2 protein-coding genes are annotated in these 20,089 nt (G+C 70.4%); both read right to left on the reverse strand.

The features are described 5' to 3' along the window. Positions 1-5: 5 nt before the first annotated feature. Positions 6-755: a toxin-antitoxin system YwqK family antitoxin gene (locus tag NA12_RS08810; RefSeq protein WP_067448221.1), complete on the reverse strand. Its 750-nt coding sequence runs from the start codon at positions 753-755 to the stop codon at positions 6-8. Positions 756-777: 22 nt separating this feature from the next. After that, positions 778-19,821: a WXG100-like domain-containing protein gene (locus tag NA12_RS08815; protein WP_443093711.1), complete on the reverse strand. Its 19,044-nt coding sequence runs from the start codon at positions 19,819-19,821 to the stop codon at positions 778-780. Positions 19,822-20,089: the final 268 nt, after the last annotated feature.

Consider the following 20,089-nt stretch of genomic DNA (forward strand, 5'->3'; position numbering starts at 1 on the left):
GTTGCCTAATCCTGATTCTCGCCGTGCCGCGCGGTCACGGTACCGGCCTCGTCCCATTCGGTTCGGGTGAGCAGCGCGCCGTCGGGGGCGAAAACGGTCTCTTCCTTGCGATTCCCGCCGGGGAACCAGGTGCGCCAGGTACCCACCTCGTGCCGATCGGCGTATTCGCCGGTGTAGCGCGGGGTCCCGTCTAGGTACCAGCCGCGGATCGGTCCGTCGGGGTAGCCGTCGGCGTAGCCGGACAGCTCGGTGATGGGGCTGCTCGGGGCCGGGCGGCGGAACTGCCTGCCGGTGAACGGCTCGGCGGCGTAGTACATCCGGCCCTGATCGTCGTCCCAGCGGAACGCGGGATCATCGGCCGGCACGGCGTCGGCCGCGATGCCCTTGCGGGTGCGCTCGTCCTCGAATTCGAGCACCTCACCCGCCGGGTTCCACACCGAGTGGGTGAGCAGCGTGCCCTCGATGTCGTAGACGTCCTCGAGGCGGCGGGCGCCGTCGGGATACCACTCCTGCCAGGTACCCACGGGCCGGTTGCGGTAGAACTCGCCGTTGTAGCGCATGGTGCCGTCGGGGTACCAGCCCGTCCAGTCGCCGTCGCGGTCGCCGTCGTCATAGCTCCAGAACTCGCGCCAGGTGCCGTCGGCGCGGGTCTGGGTCACCGCGCCGCTGTAGGGCTCGCCCCGGTACGACAACCTGCCGGTCGTCGCGTCGATCGTCACATCCGGATCGCTCAGTTCGATCGGATCGTCACTCACTTTCGAAACCTCTCCGATCGTCTCAGACTCGGTCGCTGAAGATTGTCATCCGGCCTGCCGGATCGGCAACCACGTTACGGATCAGCAACCCGAGGTCCAGCTCGGGCGGGAGCGAACGGTAGATCAGCTCACCCATCGGCCTGCCGTCGACCGCGACCGAGAACCGCGTCATCCGCTGCCGGGAACGCTCCCAGCCCACGTGCGCGGCCCAGGTGAGCTCGATCGGTTGCGCGCCGACCTGCACCATCAGCCGATCGGCGAGGCGATAGAAGATCACCGTCACCCCGCCGAGATCGGCGTAGAGGCCGTCGGCGCCGAGCTGTCCCGGCGCCGCCGGTCGCAACGCACCGGACCGCGGATCGAACTCGGCGGGCACGCCACCGCCATACGGACGGACGATCAAGACGATGCGCTCGGTCGGCGGCTGATACTCCGGTCGATAGGGCCTGCGGGCATCGCCGCGCCCACCGGCGGGCGGCGTCATCGGGGGCGGATACATCGGCGCACCGCTCTGCGGATTGCCGGTACCCGGCTGCTGCCAACCGGATCGGTCGAGAGCTGGGTTGCCATTCCCTGGGAAATAGGGCTGACCGTTACCCGGCGGATACGGCTGGCCATTGCCTGGCGGGAACGACTGGCTATTGCCCGGCGGATACAGCTGACCGCTACCCGGCGGGTACGGCTGACCGTTTCCGGGCTGGAACGGCTGACCACCGCCCGGCGGGTACGGCTGACCATTGCCCGGCGGGTACGGCTCACCTCCCGTCGGCGGGAACGGCAGATCAGAACCGGACGGTTGAGTTCCCCACGGCGGCAACGGCGGCAAGCTCGGGACGCCGCCGGGCGGCGTCGGCTGAACCGGCCACGACGGCACGGTCGGTTCGTGCGGCGACGGCTGCGGCGGCACCGTGTCGGTCGGAGTCGGCTCCGACGGCAACGGCGGTACGGGCGGCAGTGGGGGTACGGGAGGAACAGGCAGTTCTGGCGGCACGGGCGGTTGCGGTGGCACCGGCGGTTGCGGTGGCACCGAAGGCTGTGGCGGCACAGGCGGTTGCGGCACGGACGGCGGCAACGGTGGCTGCGACGGCTTCGGAACGTCTGGCGGACACGGTGGATTCGGCCGATCCGGCGGAGTCGGCGGGAGCGGTGGCCTCGGCGGCTCGGGCGGCTCAGACGTCAATGTCAGTGGCGGCACCGGCCATTCGACAGCGTCGAACACCGGTACCTCCAGCTCCACCTCGTACTCGTGCGGCGGATGCGGAATATGCGACCGCAGGGCCGACCCCGGCAACTCCCGGCGCACACCGGTCCTATCTCCGTCCGGTGACAGCGGCGGCACCCCCGACCCATCCGGATCGAATCCCTTGTCCGGATTCGCATCCGAGCCGTCGGGCTCGCTCGGATCGACTCCCTGATCCGGATCGGCGGAAGGACGCCGTCCCGACCCGTCACCGGACTCCGACACCGGCGGCACGGACGAACCGGTGCCATCGGCATCGTCGTCGGCCCCGGGACGGTGGATCCCCCGGCCCGGCCGCTGATCCTTCGGGATTCCGGGATCGCCCGGATCTGTCACCGGGTCGAGCACCGGCGGCGCGGCGGGATCACGTGGCCGAGGCCGACTGGTTTCGGCTTCTTTCGCGACGACAGGTTCAGTGGCACGCCGCTGTGAGCCGTCACCGACTTCCGACGAACCGGCCGGCTCGGACCGGTGGGCCCCATCGCCGTGCTGCGAGCCCCTCGCAACACCGGGGTCGCCCGGGTCGATGACCGGATCGAAAATGACAGGATGGCGCCCATCGCCCTGCGAGTGAGACCGGTCCGCGTCGCCGAGATCGGTGTTCCCGGTTCCGGGCCGGTCTCCGGAACGGTCGACCGATGAGGTTCCGTTGTCGCCGTTGGTCTCCGGACCAGCGGGCAACCCGGGACGCACCGGTGTGCCGGACACCGCCGGTGCCCCGGGACGCACGGGCGCACCGGGCACCGGGCGAGGGCTCGGTGCACCGTTTCGGTGCGACGCGGGCGCACCCTCGGACAGCCTGCCGTTCAGCGCGGGCGTGTCCGCACCACCGAGCGCGGGATCGGTCACGAACGGCTCGTTGAACAGCGCGCGCAAGCGGGCGATATCGGCGGCCCGCGCGCGGATCTCGTCACGGATCTGCTCGTGCACCGCGGCGAGTTTGTCCAGGGTCAGGCGTTCGTGCTTGTCGATGCGGCCGTCGCGGAACCAGTCGTAGACCTTCGCGACCTTCTCGTCGTCGGCGTCGGTGATGTCGGCGCCGAGAAGTCGGGCGTGGTCGCGGCTGGGTCCGGGGACAGCATTGTCGGGCGCGGCGGACGCGGCCGAGCGGGAACCGAGGTCGTCGGCCCCTACTTCGCGCAGGAAGTCGAGGGCATCGCGCGGATGAACCGGCGGGTCATCGCCGATCGCCCGCGGGTCGGCATCGGGCTGGTAGACCAGGTTGTCGGCGTAGGGGTCGACCTCGGCCAGCGCCCGCACGTAATCGGCGAGCGGTCCGGTGAGATCGTCCAGATCGCCGCGGGCGGCCCGGTTGGACAGTGCCTCGGCCAGTGCGGTGGCATTCAGCGGCAGACCGTCACGGGGCAACCCGAGATGGGGGGCGAGCGCGGCCCGCGCGGCGTCGACGGCGGTCGGGTCGAGGGCACGCAGCAGCTTCGCGTATTCGGTGAGGTCGGCGGCCCGCTGACGATGCAGTTCCACCCTGGTCGCGGGATCGGCGAGGCGATCGGCGACCAGTTCCGGGGCGAGGTCGCCCGCGTCGACACCGAACCGCAGTGCCAGCGCGCTGCGTGCGTTGTGCAGCGCGTTGAAATTGTCGACCGCGTCAACGGTGAGCGCGTAGTCGACCAAGCCTTCGAGCTGCCTGGCCCGCACCTGATTGGCCCGGTCCAGTTCGGCGAGCAGATCGTTGAGCCGCTCGGGCGACAGGTTCGACGGGTCATCGATCCCGAGCCGTCGCGCCACCTCGGCGACCTCGGCGCGCACCTGCGCGAGCGAACGCGGCTCCCCGACAGCCTGATTCGCCTCGGCGACAGCGGGCAGGTTCGGCTCCGGCACGGTGTGGCGGGCCGGCGAATCGACCATCCGCCACGGACCGGTGCCGTCGCGGACCATCGTCGCGTCGACGGTGCGACCGTCCAGCTCGCCACGCAGGTGACGCACCTGCGGCGCGTCGACCTCCCTGATCCGCACGCGCCCGTGGTCGTCGACCCCGACGATCCTGATCTGGATGTCGACCTCACCACGGTTGAGCCGGTCGATGAAGCCCGGGTCGGCCTCGGCGAGCGCCCGCGCAAACGCGGCTTCGTGCCCCGTACCGGTGTCGACGATCGCGATCGTGCCGCTCTCCGGATCGAGGACGAGTCGGTCACCGGTATCGCTTTTGGTGAAATCAGCTGTCCGCCGGGCGAATTCATCGAGGACCCCGACATTGTCGTCGAGCTGGTCGCGCAGCTTCGCGATCTCGGTGTCGAGATTGTCGACCAGCGCCTCGAGGTCGGTGCCCGCGAGGTGTGCCCAGGTGGATCGCTCGTCGCGCAGCCCCGCGCGGCGCAAGGCGTCGTCGAAGATCTTGCGCGCGTCGTCGGCGTGGATGGTCTGCGAGCCGCCGTCGTCGCTCAGATCGGGCCAGAGGTCGACCCATTCGCCGCCGTTGTTCACCCCGCGCCAGTTCAGCAGGTCGAAGCTGTAGTTCTCGCCCCTGGCCGCGATGACTTCCTTGAGATAGGCGCCCAGCGGGTCTTTGCTGAAGAAGTTGGCGGGCCGGAAGGGGATGTCGGCGTGTTCGGCGTTGAAGAAGCGGGCGGCTGCCTCCAGCGCCTGGATCACACCGTCGCGGCGCAATAGCCGGTACTGCGCCTCGGCCAGTGCGTTGCGCAGGCCCTCTTCGCTGAAATCGGTGATCCGTAGACCGAGTTCACCGGCGAGCGCGTCGAGCACGGTGGCGTCGGCGAGGCGCTGGTTGACAGCGTCGACCACCTCCCGCAACCACGGCGGCAGCGGTTCGGCCGGTTCGACAGGGCGCTGTGGTTCGGTGGGGAGCTGTTGCCGCTCACCGGCTTCCGGCAGTTCCGCGGCCTGCCTGGCCGCGAGTTCAGCCGGCGTCAGGCTCTCCGGTTCGAGCAGATGCGCCAGCCCCGCGTCGCGCAGGTCCTGCTCGATCCGACGACGTAGTTCCGGGTCGGCATCGGAGATCCACGGCTTGTACTCACTGCCATCGAGATTGCGCAGCGGCAGGAACTCACCCGCCTGATCGGCGATCCGCGAGGACAGGTGCCTCAGGATCGGCACCAGCTCGCGCTTGCGCCACATGTCGATGCCCTCTTTGAGGATGCGCACCGGGTTGAACTTGATTTGCAGCTGCTCGTACTCGCCGCCGGGGACGTCCGGGGTCGAGTCCTTGACGGTGGTCAGTGGCAGCCCGGCGTCGTGGCCCAGCAACGACTGACCGGCACTGTCCATGCTCGAACCGGACGGATACTTCGGGTTCTCACCGAGGAACGACCGGTTGGCGATCCGGTCCCAGAGCCTGCGCAACCAGGTCTTCTTCGGTGTCTCGACCGCCTTCTCGGCGGCCGGCGGCCGTGGCGTCGGCTCGGGTCGCGCCACAGGTTCCAGATGCCAGGCATCCGGCCCGTCCTCGACCCGCCGCACCACGGTCTGATCGCCGTCGACATCGACCGACAGCATCCGATCGTCGAGCGCGGTGCGCGCCAGGCGGTCCAGATGCGCGAGGTCGGCCGCGTCGCGAGCCACCGAGGCACGCAACCGGACGATGTCGTCGGCGGCCCGGACCAGACCCGGATCGCCGGGCAGCCCCAACCGGGCGGCCCACTGTCGCGCGGCGGCCTCGCGCACGGCCCGCTGCCCCGGGTCGGTGGCGGCCTCGGCATGCCGCACCGCCGAGGCGAACGCCTCGACCGCGCCCGCCCGCAACACCTGCCGGTAGCGCGCCGCATCGAGCGAACCCGGATCGGTCAGGTCGACGCCGAACCTGGCGGTGAGCCGATCGAGAGCCTGCTGGGCAGGTTCCATCCGTGGCGCGCCCGGCTGCGCGCCCTCGTCCGGCGGCAGCACCGCGGACGGTCGCAGCGGCTGCGCCTGCGGATCCGGTTGCGGCTCAGCGCCGAGACCGGGACGCGAGCCGTCATCGAGTCCGGCCCGCAGCAGGTCGTCGGCCATCTCGGCGCGCACCTGAGGGTCACCTTCGACCCGCCAGTGCTCCTGCCCGTCCTGCAGCTGGTCGAGATCGAGCGGCTCGTAGTCGTCGGGGTACCGCATGGGCTTGCCGAGTTCGGCGTCGGGATCCAGCGCGCTGTCGAGGAATCCACGCGCCCGCGCCATATCGGCGATCTCGGCGAGCGCCCCGAGCGGATCACGCTGCCCGGTGAGCGCGTCACCGAGACCGAGCCCTTCGGCCAGCCTGCGCACCTGCTCGGCCTGCTCCGGCGTGAGCGGCGGCACGTCGGCGGTGGTCGAGGGCGGCTGATCGCTGAGATCCTGGAGGAATCGGCGCACGTCGTCGAGGAGATCGCCGCGCTGCTGAGCGCGGGTCGGCGGGTCGGCGGGCGTCTCACTGCCCGGCTGAACCAGGTCGGCGTCGCCGGGCACGGCCAGTTCGGCGGGCGGCTTCGGCAGACCGCGATCCAGCGGCGACGAACTCTTCGCCGGCTCTTCGGGTTCCGGGCTGATCGTGGTCGGCGGATGCGCCGGTGGCTTCGACGGCGGGCCGCCGGGCGCGAGACCGGAGGTGGGCGGATCGCCGGATTCGTCGTCACCTCGCGTTCCCTCGTCACCATCGCGCGACCCCTCGGCACCGGTCGGCCGCGAGTTCGCCTCATCACCGTTCGCCCCGGCTTCCAGAGCCGCGGGCGGGCGAGGCATACCCGATTCCGAGCCGGGCGTGCGGTTCGAATCGACGGGCGCGGTGCCGTCGGCGCCGATGGCCGCCGGACCGGCGGGCAAACCAGGACGAACAGGCGCACCCGAACCGGGCAAACCCGGTCCCGGGGTCGGCGTCCCGGTCCGGTCCGCCCCGGGCGCGGTCTCGGATGGTCCGTCGAGTGCGGGCCGATCCGACCCGGTGATCTCCGGGTCGGTGACGAACGGTTCGTTGAGCAACGCGCGCAGCCTGGCGATGTCGGCGGCCCGCTGCCGGATCTCGTCGCGGATCTCCGCGTGCACCCGCGCGAGCTGTTCGAGGGTGAGGCGCTCGTGCTTGTCGATACGGCCGTCGCGGAACCACTCGTAGACCTGGGCCACCCGCCTGTCGTCGGCATCGGTCAGGTCGACGCCGAGCAGCCGGGAGTGGTCGCGGCTGGGACCTTGGACGGCGTCCTCGGGCGCGGGTGGCAGCGGCGACCGATCGCGGAGATCGTCGGCTCCCACTTCACGCAGGAAGTCGAGGGCATCGCGATCGTGCACCGGCGGATCTTCGCCGATGGCGCGGGGATCGGCCGCCGGGTTGTAGACCATGTTCTCGGCATACGGGTCGACGTCGGCGAGCGCGCGCACATAGTCCGCGAGCGGCCCGGTGAGATCGTCGAGCCGGCCGCGCGCGGCCCGGTTGGACAGGGCCTCGGCCAGCGCGGTCGCGTCCAGCGCCGGCCCGCCGCGCGGCAACCCGAGATGCGGGACGAGCGCGTCGCGGGCGGCGTCGACGGCGGCCGGGTCGAGCGCGCGCAGCAGCTTCGCGTAGTCGGTGAGATTCGCCGACCGCTGACGGTGCAGCTCCACTCGCGTCGTGGGATCGGCGAGCCCGCGGGCGATCACCTCCGGGCTCAGCGCCTCCGGCGTGACGCCCAGCCGCAGCGCCAACGCGCTGCGCGCCTTGTGCAGCGCGTTGAAGTTGTCGATCGCGTCGGCACTGCGCGCGTAGTCGACCAGCCCCTCGACCTGCCTGGCCCGCACCTGATTGGCACGTTCCTGCTCGGCGAGCAACCGGTCGAGCTGTTCCCCCGACAGGTTCGTCGGGTCGTCGATGCCGAGCCGCCCCGCCACCTCGGCGATATCGGCCCTGAGCTCGGCGAGCGAACGCAATTCCGGCACAGGCAGATTCGTGTCCTGCGCTACGGCGGGCAGGTTGGCGGTCGGCTCGGCGCCCGTGGGCGGTCGCTCGATCTGCCGCCACGGTCCGGTCCCGTCACGCACCATCGTCGCGTCGACGGTGCGCCCGTCCACCTCGGTGCGCAGGTGCCGCACCTGCGGCGCGTCGGCTTCGAGGATGTGCACGCGGCCGTCGCCATCGATCCCGACCACACGGATCTCGATGTCGATCTCGCCGCGGTTGAGCCGGTCGAGGAAATCGGCGTCGGCCGCGGCGAGGGCACGGGCCAGCGCGGCCTCGTGCCCGGCGCCGGTGTCGACGATCGCGATCCTGCCGTTCTCGGTGTCGACCACGAGCCGGTCGCCGCTGTCGCTGTCGTTGAAATCGGCTACCCGACGGGTGAATTCGCCGAGCGCCCCGGCATTGTCGTCCAGTTGCGCGCGCAGCCTGGCGACCTCGCCGTCGAGATTGTTGACCAGTGCCTCCAGGTCCGCCCCGGCGAGGTGGGCCCAGGTGGACCGTTCGTCACGCAGCCCCGCGCGACGCAGCGCGTCGTCGAAGATCTTGCGCGCGTCCTCGGCGTGGACGGTCGGCTCGCCACCGTCGTCGCTGAGATCGCCCCAGATGTTGACCCATTCGCCGCCGTTGTTCACCCCGCGCCAATTCAGCATCGCCAAGCTGAATTCGTCGCCCCTGGCCGCGACGACTTCCTTGAGGTAGGCGCCGAGCGGGTCCTTGCTGTGGAAGTTGGCGGGCCGGAACGGGATCTGCGCGTGCTCGGCGTTGAAGAATCGCGCGGCGGCTTCCAGCGCCTGGATCACACCGTCGCGGCGCAGCAACCGGTATTCGGCCTCGGCGACGGCCTTGCGCAGCCCGTCTTCGCTGAAATCGGTGAGCTGGACTCCGAGTTCGCGGGCCAGCGCTTCGAGCACGGCCGCGTCGGAGATTCGCCCGTTGACCGCGTCGACCACCTCCCGCAGCCACGGCGGCAGCGGTTCGGCGATGGCGGGGACTTCCTCGCCCCTGCTCGAAATCTGTACCGGTTCATCGGATCCCGGTATTTCCCTCGGCTGCCTCGCGGCCAGCTCCTCGGGCGTCAAGCTCTCCACTTCGAGCAGATGCCCCAGCCCCGCGTCGCGCAGATCCTGTTCGATCTGGCGACGCAGCTGTGGGTCGGCATCGGAGATCCACGGCTTGTACTCACTGCCATCCAGATTGCGCAACGGCAGGAACTCACCCGCCTGATCGGCGATCCGCGAGGACAGGTGCCGGAGAATCGGCACCAGCTCGCGGTTCTGCCACATGAGCACACCCTCTTTGAGGATGCGCGCCGGATTGAACTTGAGCTGCAGCTGCTCGTATTCACCGCCGGGCGCGTCCGGCGTCGAGTCCTTCACCGTGGTCAGTGGCAGCCCGGCGCCGTGGCCGAGCAACGACTGACCGGCGCTGTCCATGCTCGATCCGGACGGATACTTCGGACTGTCGCCGTAATATCCACGGTTGACCAGCCGGTCCCACAGCTTGCGCAGCCAGGTCTTCTTCGGCGCCACCTCGACGGCTTTGCCGGTGGTCGGCGTATACGGCGTCGGCTCGGGCCGGGCGAGGGGTTCGAGATGCCAGGCGTCGGGCCCGTCCGCCACCAGCCGCACCAGCGTCTTGTCGCCCTCGACATCCAGCGACAGCACGCGATCGTCGAGCTCGGTGCGCAGCAGATGATCCAGGTGCGCCAGGTCACCGGCGTCACCCGCGATACCGGAGCGCAACCGAACGATGTCATCGGCGGCGCGGACGAGCCCGGGATCGGCCGCCAGACCCAGGCGCGCGGCCCAGCGGCGCGCGATGGCCTCGCGCAGCGCCCGCTGCTGCGGATCGGTAGCGGCCTCGGCATGCCGGACCGCCGAGGCGAACGCCTCGACCGCGCCCGCCCGCAACAACTGCCGATACCGCGCGGCATCGAGCGAACCCGAATCGGTGGGGTCGACGCCGAACCTGGCGGCCAGCCGATCCAGTGCCTGCTGCGCGGGCTCGATCCGCGGACCACCCGGTTGGCGCGCGCCGTCTTCCGGCGGCAGTATCGAGGACGGCCGCAACGGCGTAGCCTGCGGGTCCGGCTCCGACTCGGTACCGAGCGAGGGGCGTGTGTCGTCGTCGAGTCCGGCCAGCCGCAGTTCCTCGGCCATCTCGGCGCGCACCTGCGGATCGCCCTCGACCCGCCAGTGGTCGAGTCCGTCTTGCAACTCGTCGACGTCGAGCGGTTCGTAGTCGTCGGGGTACCGCATGGGCTTGCCGAGTTCGGCGTCGGGATCCAGCGCGCTGTCGAGGAATCCCCGCGCCCGCGCCATATCGGCGATCTCGGCGAGCGCCCCGAGCGGATCACGCTGCCCGGTGAGCGCCTCACCGAGACCGAGACCCTCGGCCAGCCTGCGCACCTGCTCGGCCTGCTCCGGCGTGAGCGGCGGCACGTCGGCGGTGGTAGAGGGCGGCAGATCGCTCAGTTCCCGCAGGAACTGGTGGACGTCGTCGAGGAAATCTCTGCGTTGTCGCACGCGTTCGGGTACGTCGCCGGTATCGGCACCGTCGGTGACCGGCTGGTCCAGGGCAGCGTCGCCGGGTACGGCGAGCTCTGCGGGCGCTTTCGGCAGACCGAAGTCCAGCGGCGACGAATTCCTCTGCGGCTCTTCGGGTTCAGGGCCGGACGCGGTCGGCGGACGCGACGGCGGCTCGGACGGCGGGCCGCCGGGCGAGGTCTGGGCCGGGGGCGGATCACCCGAATCGTCGTCATCGTCACGCGAACTGTCGTCCTCACGCGAACCGTCACCCTGACGTGAACCGTCGTCATCGCGCGAAACGCCTTCGGAGCGCGAACCTTCGACGGTCTCGTCTGTCGACCCGCCGTCGCCCTCGTGCCGCGAGGCAGCGCCCTGCCGTTCGACCGCGGCGGCGAACCTGGCGGCCATTTCCGCACGGGCGGCATCGAATTCCTGCTGCGCCCGCAGATACGACTCGAGGGCCTTCGCGTCGGCCAACGCTTCGGCATCGAGGTCCTCCGGGCGTACCCGCGCGGCCTCGGCGAGCTCGGCCCGCAGCGCGTCGAACTGCTGCTGCGCGGCGAGGTAGGACTCGAGCGCGGCCAGGTCGGCTTCGACCTCCGGGTCGTCGCGGCGCTGCGCGGACTCCCGCGCCTCCTGGGCGGCCAATTCTTCGAACCGCGCGGCGATCTGGGACTGCGCGGCGTCGAACTCACGCTGTGCCCGCAGATACGACTCCAACGCGGCCAGATCCGCGTCGATACCGTCGAGGTTGTTCAGCGCGTCGTCGAGGGTCTCGTCGGCCAGTTCGGCGCGGCGCTCGTCGGCCTGGTCGGCGAGCTTGTTCTGGCGCTCGACGGCATCGTCGATCATCGCCAGCGGATCGACCGGGTCGCCGGGGCCGACGAGATCGTCGAGCGAGGCGATCGGCTCGGCCAGTTCGTCGGCGACCTCGTCCAGCTTGCGCATGGTCTGGTCGAGCTTCGCGTCGGCCCGGTCGTCGAGATCGGTGCCGCGCTCCGGCGGCACCTCGGATCGGCTCGAATCAGGTTGTGGACCATGTGGTTTCGTACGAGGTCCGCCGGTGGACTCACCACCCGCCGGTGCGGCGGGCAGCCCGCGCGGCCCCTCGCCCAGTGCGGGCTGCCCCGCACCGGGATCTCGGCGGAGTGCGGGGGAATCGCCGGGCGGCAGGTCCGCCACCGGCCGGTAGAACTCGTCGGTGAGCGCCCGCAGCCGATTGATCTGCTCGGTCCTGGTGCGGATCTCCTCCCGGATGGCCGCGATCTCGGCAACCAGCTTCTCCGGGCTGAGCCCTTCGTGCTTCTCGATCTTGCCGTCGCGGTACGCCTCGTAGATCTCGACGAACTTCGCGCCGTCGGCAGTGGAGATATCGACCCCGGCCAACCGCGCCCAGTCCAAATTCGGCTGCGGGCGTGATCTGTCGGGGTCGACCGGTTCGTCCGCGCCGTACGCGCGGGCGAGGTTGTCGGCGACCTGGGCCGCGAAGTCCAGCGCACTCGCGCCGGGCGCGACAGGGTCGACCACCGCGCGCAGGTCGTGTACCACGTCGCGGTCGTAGATGTGCGGGTCGCCGGTGGTCCGCGGGTCCGCGGCGCTGTCGCCCTTCGGCACGTCCTTGTACGGGTCGATCGTCAGCAGCGCGTCGGCGTAGGCGGTGAGCGCGGCCAGTGCCTCGTCGCCGCGACCGAGTCGCTGCATCCGCATCACGCGCCTGCGCAGCGCGGTCGGGTCGATGCCGCTGTTGGCCGGACCCACCTTCGAGCGGCCGGTGAGACTGTCGGTCTTGCTGACAGTGGGCCGCAGCTTCTCGGGGTCGCCGGGGCTCAGCGCCCTGATCAACGCCTCCTGGGCCGCCTTCACCGCGGCCGCGTCCACGTTCTTCAGCTGCTGGGAGTAGCCGTTGGTCTTCTTCGGATCACGCGTCGACCCATCGAGCAGATCCTCGAACTGCTGATTACGCGCGGCTTTTCGCTGCTTCGAATCGAGCAGGGCCTCGGCGATGCGCGCGGCGGTGAGCTCGGCTTCCGGAATGCCGAGGCGGGTCGCCAACCGGCCGCGCGCGTCGCCGACGAGATGGAAGGTCTCGATATCGGACATGGTGCGCGCGTAGTCGGCCAGCGCCTCGGTCTGCCCGGCGCGCACCGCGTTGTCCAGGCTCAGCGCGCGCAGGGTATCGCCGATGTTGTCGGGGTGCAGCGCCGCCGGTCCGAGGTTCATCTGCCGGGCGAGGTCGACGATCTCGCGCACCATCTCGGCGCGATCGCGCGGCAGCGGCGGCGTGTCGGGGGTCGGTTGGATCGGATGCCACCGGCCGTCCTCGCCGCGGATCATCGTCACCTGTAGCTCGGCGCCGTCGACGACGCGGCGAATGTGCTGCACCTCCGGCGTCGCCACCGGGTCGAGGAACTGTCGACCGGCGCCGTCGGCGTGCACCGCCCGGAAATCCGGTTTCAGCACCCCGTTGTCGATGTCGGTACCGAGCTCGGGATTGTCACGCAGCGCGCGTGCCAGCGCCTCGGTGCGATCGAGCGGACCGTCGAGGACGAGCAGCCGGTCGGGTCCGCCGTCCGCGTCCGGCACCCGGGCCACCTGATCGCCGTAGGTCGTGCCGACGGGTTCGGTGCCGTCGCCCTGCAGGACCGGCTGCGCCGCGGCGACGAAGTCGGCCAGGTTCTGCGCCCGCTGCCGTGCCGATTCGCGCAGCTCGTTCAGCGTCGGTTCCAGGCGGTCGCCGGTCAGATCACCCAGGTCACGGCCGAACATCGCCGCCCAGGCGGACAATTCGTCGCGCAGCTGATCGCGGCGCAGGGCATGCTCGAAGAATTCACGGGCCCGTGCCTGGTCGCGACCGGGTTCGCGGTCATCGAGGAAGCTGGCCCATTCGGGCAGCCGGTCCGCGCCGTTACCGACCCGGTCGTAGTCGCGCAGCGTGGTGCTGCCGTCGAAGGCGACGATCAGATCGCGGAGGAACCGGCCGAGGGGGTCGTTGTCGAGGAAGCTGACCTCGTTCGAGAACGGCACGGGGCGTGGGGAATTCGTGTCACCCCAGTGACCGCGTCGCGTCCGTTCACCCTCGACCTGATCGTCGAGATCGTCGTAATCGGTGGTGTCGTCGCGCGGTTCGCCCGATTCGACCTCGCGCAGCCGCTCCGACTCCGGCAGAGTGCGCCCGTCCGGCGTGACAGTCGGGTCCGCCTCTGCCGGATGATCGGCGCGGCGGTAGGGGCGGGTCTGTTCTTCCTCGGCGCGCCGCGCCGCGTCAGCCAGTCCCTCGACCGCGCCGATCTCGCGCAGCACCCGGTGGGTCTGCCGGTCGATCGCCCGGCGTACGTCCTGCGGTCCGTCGCCGTCGAGGTCGATACCGAGGCGGTCGGCCATCTCGGTCAGGGTCTCGCCCTCGGGCGGGGGCCCCTGTTGCACCTGCTCCGGATCCAGGGGCGGAATGGGTGTTTCCTCCATCGCCCGCGCCTCGTCGACGTCGATGAGTCCGTTGAATTCCAGATCATCGATCAGGTCCTGGCGCAGCCGCGGATCGCGGGCGCTGTCGAACAGCTCCCGCAGGATGTCGCGGGCGTCATCGGCGCTCATCCGGTTGGCCAGGAACTCGCTGACCACGGTGTCGCGCACCGCGTTCGGGTCGGCGTCGGAGATCCACGGCCGATACTCGGTACCGTCCGGGAAATACACCGGGTGGTAGTCGCCCGCCACATCGGCCTCGCGCCCCATGACGCCACCGACGATCGGCAGATGCTCACGGTTGTGCCATACGGTGAGCCCTTCCTTGCCGATGCGTGCCACGTTCAGCGCGGGATCGCCCGCGCCCGCCGGCGGTTCGCTGATCACCGGACCATCCACCGGCGGCGCGGGCGTCGCGGGCGTCGGCGGCGCGGGCGGGTCGGTCAGCAGGTGCGCGCCGCCGCTCACGCCGTCGCGCACAGCGGTCTGCCCGCGCCCGTCGAGCCCCGAGCCGGACGGGTACTTGAGATTCAGACCTTGATACCCGGCATTGAGGTCATCGACCAGTCTCCGCAGGACACTGCGATTGTCGACCGCGGGAATGTCGGTGCCGTTGCGCGCGGGCGAGTTCTGTGTCCCGTCGTCTGCCTCGTCACGCGCCACCACCCACTGCCCGTCGGCCAACCGGACATGCAGCGCGACGACCTCTCCATCGGCCCCGAGCTCGACCCGCACCTCACGCTGCGTCGACTCGGGATCGGCGAATTCGGGTCTTTGCGGGGAGTTTTCGTCGTCGTCATCCCCCATCCAGTCCCGGTTGTCGGCGTCGGTGTCCGGCTGATCCGGCGTGTCCGTGCTGTCGTCGGGCACATTCATGTAGTCGGTGGTGACGCCGTCGTCGGTGGACCGGTCGATCGTGGCGGGGTCGGCGCCGAAGGGCAACGGGACGTCGGCGAGCAGGTCGACGCCGTCGCGGTCGAGCCGCAACTCGGTGACGGTGACCTTCCCATCGGCATCGGCATGCACCAGCCGGTATTCGACTCGAAGGGTGCCGTCCTCCATGGCCGCGCGCAGCTGGGCCACCGCGTCCCGGATCGCCCGTCCTTCCGGACTGTCGGGGTCGATGCCACGGTCGAGCATCTGCTCGGGCGTCTCGTTGAGCAAACGCACGAGGTTGCGGTCCTTGTTCAGGATGTGGCGCAGGTACTCCGGTGAACCCTGTTCGGCACTGATGACTTTGGAGCCACCGAGCGTGGACCCGACGCCCTTCGCCTCGACGATCAACAGCGTCGGTCCCGAGTCGCCGTCCGCACGCGGAACGAACGACGCGATATCGACCACACCCGCGCCGTCGAACGCGCCCTCGAAGGGCGAGAGCGCGACCGCGCCCGGCCGCGCATCCGGATCGAGGGCATAGTCGAGACCGGCCAGCTCACCGAGCTTCTTGGAGACCTCGACCATTTCGCGTCCGCGGTCGTTGTAATCGGTGGCGACGTCCTCGAGATCGTCGAGCAGTTCGCGCTTACGGCTCCGTTCCTGCTCGCTCAGTGTGGTGTCGGCGCGCAATTCCTGACGCAGGCTCTTGATCTTGTCCGACAGCGCCTTCGGCGCGAGTTCGTGCCTGTCCTCGAGCCCGAACTCTTTCATGAGCTTGGCGAGCTCTTTGCCGATCTTGTTCCGCACACGCTGCAGTTCGATCCGCTCGGCGGAGGCGGCGGTCAGCTCCGCCTGGCGACCCGGGTCCCGCATCACGTGCGGCTCTGGAACGCCCTTCTGCGCGCGGTGCTCGTACTCGCCGCCGGTGAGGTGGTCCTTGACGAACCCGCCGGAGTTGTACAGCCGGAAGTCGACGTTGCGTTTGGTCCCGGGCGGATCGTCGTTGTGATGCCAGGTGCCGTCCGCGTCGCGGAAGCTGTCGGGCCGGTCGCCGGGCCGATGCAGTTTCCCGTCGTCGCCACGTTCCATGCCGGGCGGCACCGGATCGTCGTCGCCCATGAAGTCGGTCTCGGGGTATTCGGGTGAGACCAACCTGGGTTCGAGGGGGTTGCCCTCCCTGGCCGCCTGTTCCAGATCGGAGTGCCGAATCGGGTCGACCCGGGGTGCGCCTTCGTCGATGATGTGGCCCGCGGTGCTCTCGGTGCCCTGCACCACCCGGGTGCAGTTGGCGCAGCAGGGCGCTTCGCCACGGCCGGGCACGTACGGCGAGTTGAGGATCGAGGCCAGTCCGTCGAAGTCGGTCGGCAGCTGATTGCCGGGTTCACGCTGCTGGTTGAGCAGCTCCCGGTCGTGCAGGGCGGCGTTGGTGCCCCGAACCTCGGCGTGCCCGAGCGGGTTGTCCGCGTGCGGGAAGCGGGTCAGGTCGCCCCCGTTGTAGAAGACGTCCTCGGGGTCCTGGTAGCGGGCGACGTTGTCGCGCAACGTCTCGTGCATCTCGGAGGGATGGATGCGCTGGTCGGAGGTGCCGTTGGCGGCTTCGTACACGCGGCCGGTCAGACGGTCGATCGTGATCGAGGTGACGTGGCCCCGCCGCGCCACCGGCAGCCGGTCGGCCTCGGCCTTCGCCAAACGCTCGGCGGGCGAATTGCCCGCCTCGGCTTCGGCTTTGTCGGCCGCGAGGAAGTTGTCGAGGGCGGTCTTGGCGGCGGCCGCGTCCGCCTTGGCTGCCGCGACGTCGTCCTGCGCGCGGCGCACCTGCTCCGCGCCGTCCTCTGCGCCGCGATCGCGTGCGTTCTGCGCCTCCTTGAGCGCCATGATGGCATCACGTACGCCCCGGCCCGCCGCCGCCTTCTGCGCTTCCAGCCCCTTCTGCTGAGCCTTGTGCTGCTCGTATTCGGCTACCAGCGCCGCATCCGGCTTCGATGCTTCCACGAACGCGTCGCCGCGTTCGGCACTGAGCCGGTGGGAGAACTCGTCGATCGGTTCCCCGCCGACATGGGTGATCCGGGGCGGATCGCCCGCGGTCTGCACCATGGGGTCGTTCGGATCCAGTACGCCGAGCAGGTGCGCGTCCACACCGGGCGTCCGGCTGAACGGGGCGTTGGCGGTCCCGGTTTCGGGCGTGAGGAACGACATCGCGGCGGGGCGGGTCGGCGGGTCCTGGTCGCTCATGAAGTCGACGAGCCCGCGATCCAGCGGCGGACCGTCACCGTCGAGGCTGTCGCGATCGCGAGGATCCGACGGCTCGGAATCCGTTCTGGGCGAGGGTGAATCGCCCGATGTCGGTGCGGAATCCGGGCTGAACGTGCGCCACTTGCCACCGCGATCGATCACGGGCTCGGACCCCGGCTCCCGCCGCACACCGACTCGATCGGTCGGCGCGGTGACATCGACCCCGAGCTGATCCGCGATGTACTGCGCCCAGCCCTTGCTGTTGCCCGCGTGGCAGGAGAGCAGCCGGATCGGCGTTCCCGGAACGTAATTCGGGTTGCTGCGGATCGCGTCGACGATATCGCGAGGGTGGACCGGATCCCCGTTGCTCGGGGTCACCGAGCCGTCACGCCGTCCGTGCACGACCACATCGTGGGAGCCGTCGTTGCGGACGTTCTCGCTCACGCGGTGCGTGCGGGCGTCCTCACCGATGGCGGTGCCGGTCGGATGGTGCACAACGCCTTGGCCGTTGGGTAGCCGGGTGTCATAGACCGGGCCGCTGTCGTTGTCGTGTTGCGGCTGCCTGCGATCGTCGCCGGAGTCGGCGCGGTCGCGCGGCGCGGTGGCATCGTCGGCGCCCGGTCGGCCCGGACGACTCGTCTCCGGGCCCGACCGCGCAGGGTTCGCGCCCGGGTCCGCACCGACGATCGGCACCACCGGCGCGATAGCGGCGAGCGGATCGGTCTCCGGCCGAACCTCGGAGTCCCCGGCGCGAGTCCGGTCGGCGGTGGCCTGCGGCTCGCCCGCCCGGGTCGGCGGCGCTTCGCCCGGCGCGGCCCGCAACCCTTGTGGCGGCGTCTCGGCCAGACCCGCGCCGCGCTGTTCACCCATACCAGCGCGGGTTTCGCCATCGGGTCGGCTAGTGGCGCCGGAATCCGCAGCGGGGCTCCGTGACTCATCGACAGTGGGACTATCGGTTCTGACTCCCGGTGCGCCGGAACGGCTGTCGGGTCCGGACTGTGTGCCGTTGGTCAACCCCGCACGAACATCCGATGCGCCAGGGCGAGCGGCGGGCTGCGAATTCTGCGCCGGCGTCGAATGCTGCCCCGGGGTGGACTGCTGGCTCGGAGTTGATTGCGTTGGCGCAGTCGGAGATTGAGTGGGGCCCGCAGCGGGCTGACCGGCCGTCGGCGCCCCGGCCTGATGGGTGACCGGCGCCTGACCGGTCGCGGCGGGTGCGGGCCCCGCCGCCGCGGGCCCGGCACCCGCCACACCCGCGGGCATCGGTGCCCCGGCCTGCGTCGCGGCGTCCCGGCTGGTCGCCGGACTGTCGTTGACCTGGGTAACCGGCTGACCACTCGACTGTGCGTCGGTGCGGGTCCCCTCATCGACACTCGCGCCGTCGGCCCGATCGTCTTCGCCCGCCCGCGATGTGTCCTGACCGGAATCCGCCTGTGCCGCAGGACCTTCTCCGTCAGCGCGCGCGCCCCCGTCTTGACGGCCACCGTCGCTCGTCGGCGATTCGCCGCCCTGCACCTCGGGTTTGGAATCCTGGCGTCCCCCGCCCGCGCCCTCGGCCGAGGACTGCCCGTCCTCGCCGGAGCGCTGATTCGATTGTCCCTCTTCGGAATTCGTCGGCCCCGCGGCTTCCCCCTCGGGCGACTGCGTACTTCCGGCGGGGCGCATCGACTGGCCGTCGTCACCGGCTCCCGCCCGCGACTCACCCGAACCCTCACCGCCCATGGTGTCGTCGCCGCCCGCACCGGCCCGCACGCCGTCGTCACCACCGGCGCCGGTCGCGTCGTCGTCGGCACCGGCCCGGTTCTCGCCTTCGCCGCCGGGACGGTTGGACGACCCGTCACCGACACCGTCGCCCTGCCCGAATGTTCCGAGGTCGTAGCCGGGACCCATGGCGTCGCGAATCTGCGAGCTGAAGCTCGGCCGTTCGAACAGACCGGGTTTCATCGCCGACCAGGCGGAATTCGCCCCGGCCTTGTTCAGGCCCGACAGACCACCGTTGGTGGCGCCCGCACTCCACATGAGGGGGTCCGACGCCGCGGTCTTCAGGTTGTTCCAGGCCTGATCCCACCCCTGCGTCACGCCCTCGTACCCGAACTGGCCGAGCATGCCGCCGCCCGCGCCGACCAGACCGGCGCCGGTGCCGGTGATCGCGCCCTTGAGCCAGGGCGCCATCCCATCGCCGAGTCGTTTGCCGAGGAAGTGACCGAACGGCCCGGCCGCCAGACCACCGGCGGCCGAGCTGACCGCGGCCGCCTTGACCTGGTTCCAGTCGACCTCCTTGCGGTGGCCCTGATCCACCTGCCACTGCTGCGTGCCGAGTTCCTGCAGGGTGCCGAGCGCGGTGTCGATCGCCACGTGCTGGCCGATGAACTTCAGGACGCGGGTGATCACCGCCTTCGCGCCGTGGCGCAGGATCGCCGCGATCACGCGGCCGAAGATCGTGCGCGCCACCACCCGGGTCGCCGCGATCGCGGCCGCCTCCACCGCGGGCGCTGTCGGCGGAAACACCCACGCCGCAGCGAGTTCCAGCGCCAGCAAGCCCAGCGAGGACAGGAACATGATCTTGGTGTATTCGATCTCGGTGCCGGTCTGATACACCGAGTCGCCGAGGATGTCGAACAGTTCGCCCAGCTTGGTCACCGACTGGTCGCCGCGAGCCATCCCCTCGAAGGCTTTGAGCATGGCGTCGACGCCCTCGCCCTGCGGATATGCCTTGAACGCAGCGTCTTTGGCGGCATCGACATCGTCGACGAGACCACGAAGACCGTCCGCGGCCGTGCGCCAGTCCTCGGCCATGGCCCACATCTCGTCTTCATTGCCCTCCGGCCACTCCATGCCGGCAAGAATCGAGAGCCAATGCAGCCCAGAGGGGAGATCGATCATGGAGCGCTACGTCACCAACTCGAGTCCGTGAACGTCGCCATCGCCCCTCATCCCTCAATAGTGATGCCCGGTCGAGCACACCACAACTCGTTCGCCCACGCAACAGAGTCTCAGGCACCGGCGAAGCCGCGGTGACGGCGGAATGAACGCCGAGCGGCCGGAACGAGCCCCGCGCGGGCGACTTGACGACCAGCCGGTGCGGGCGAAGGATCGAGGTCGGCGGCCCGCCGACGAGCAGGCACGACCGGCAACCCGCGCCGCTGCGCAC

Source organism: Nocardia alba NBRC 108234, from assembly GCF_001612665.1.
GTDB classification, from domain to species: Bacteria; Actinomycetota; Actinomycetes; order Mycobacteriales; family Mycobacteriaceae; genus Nocardia; species Nocardia alba.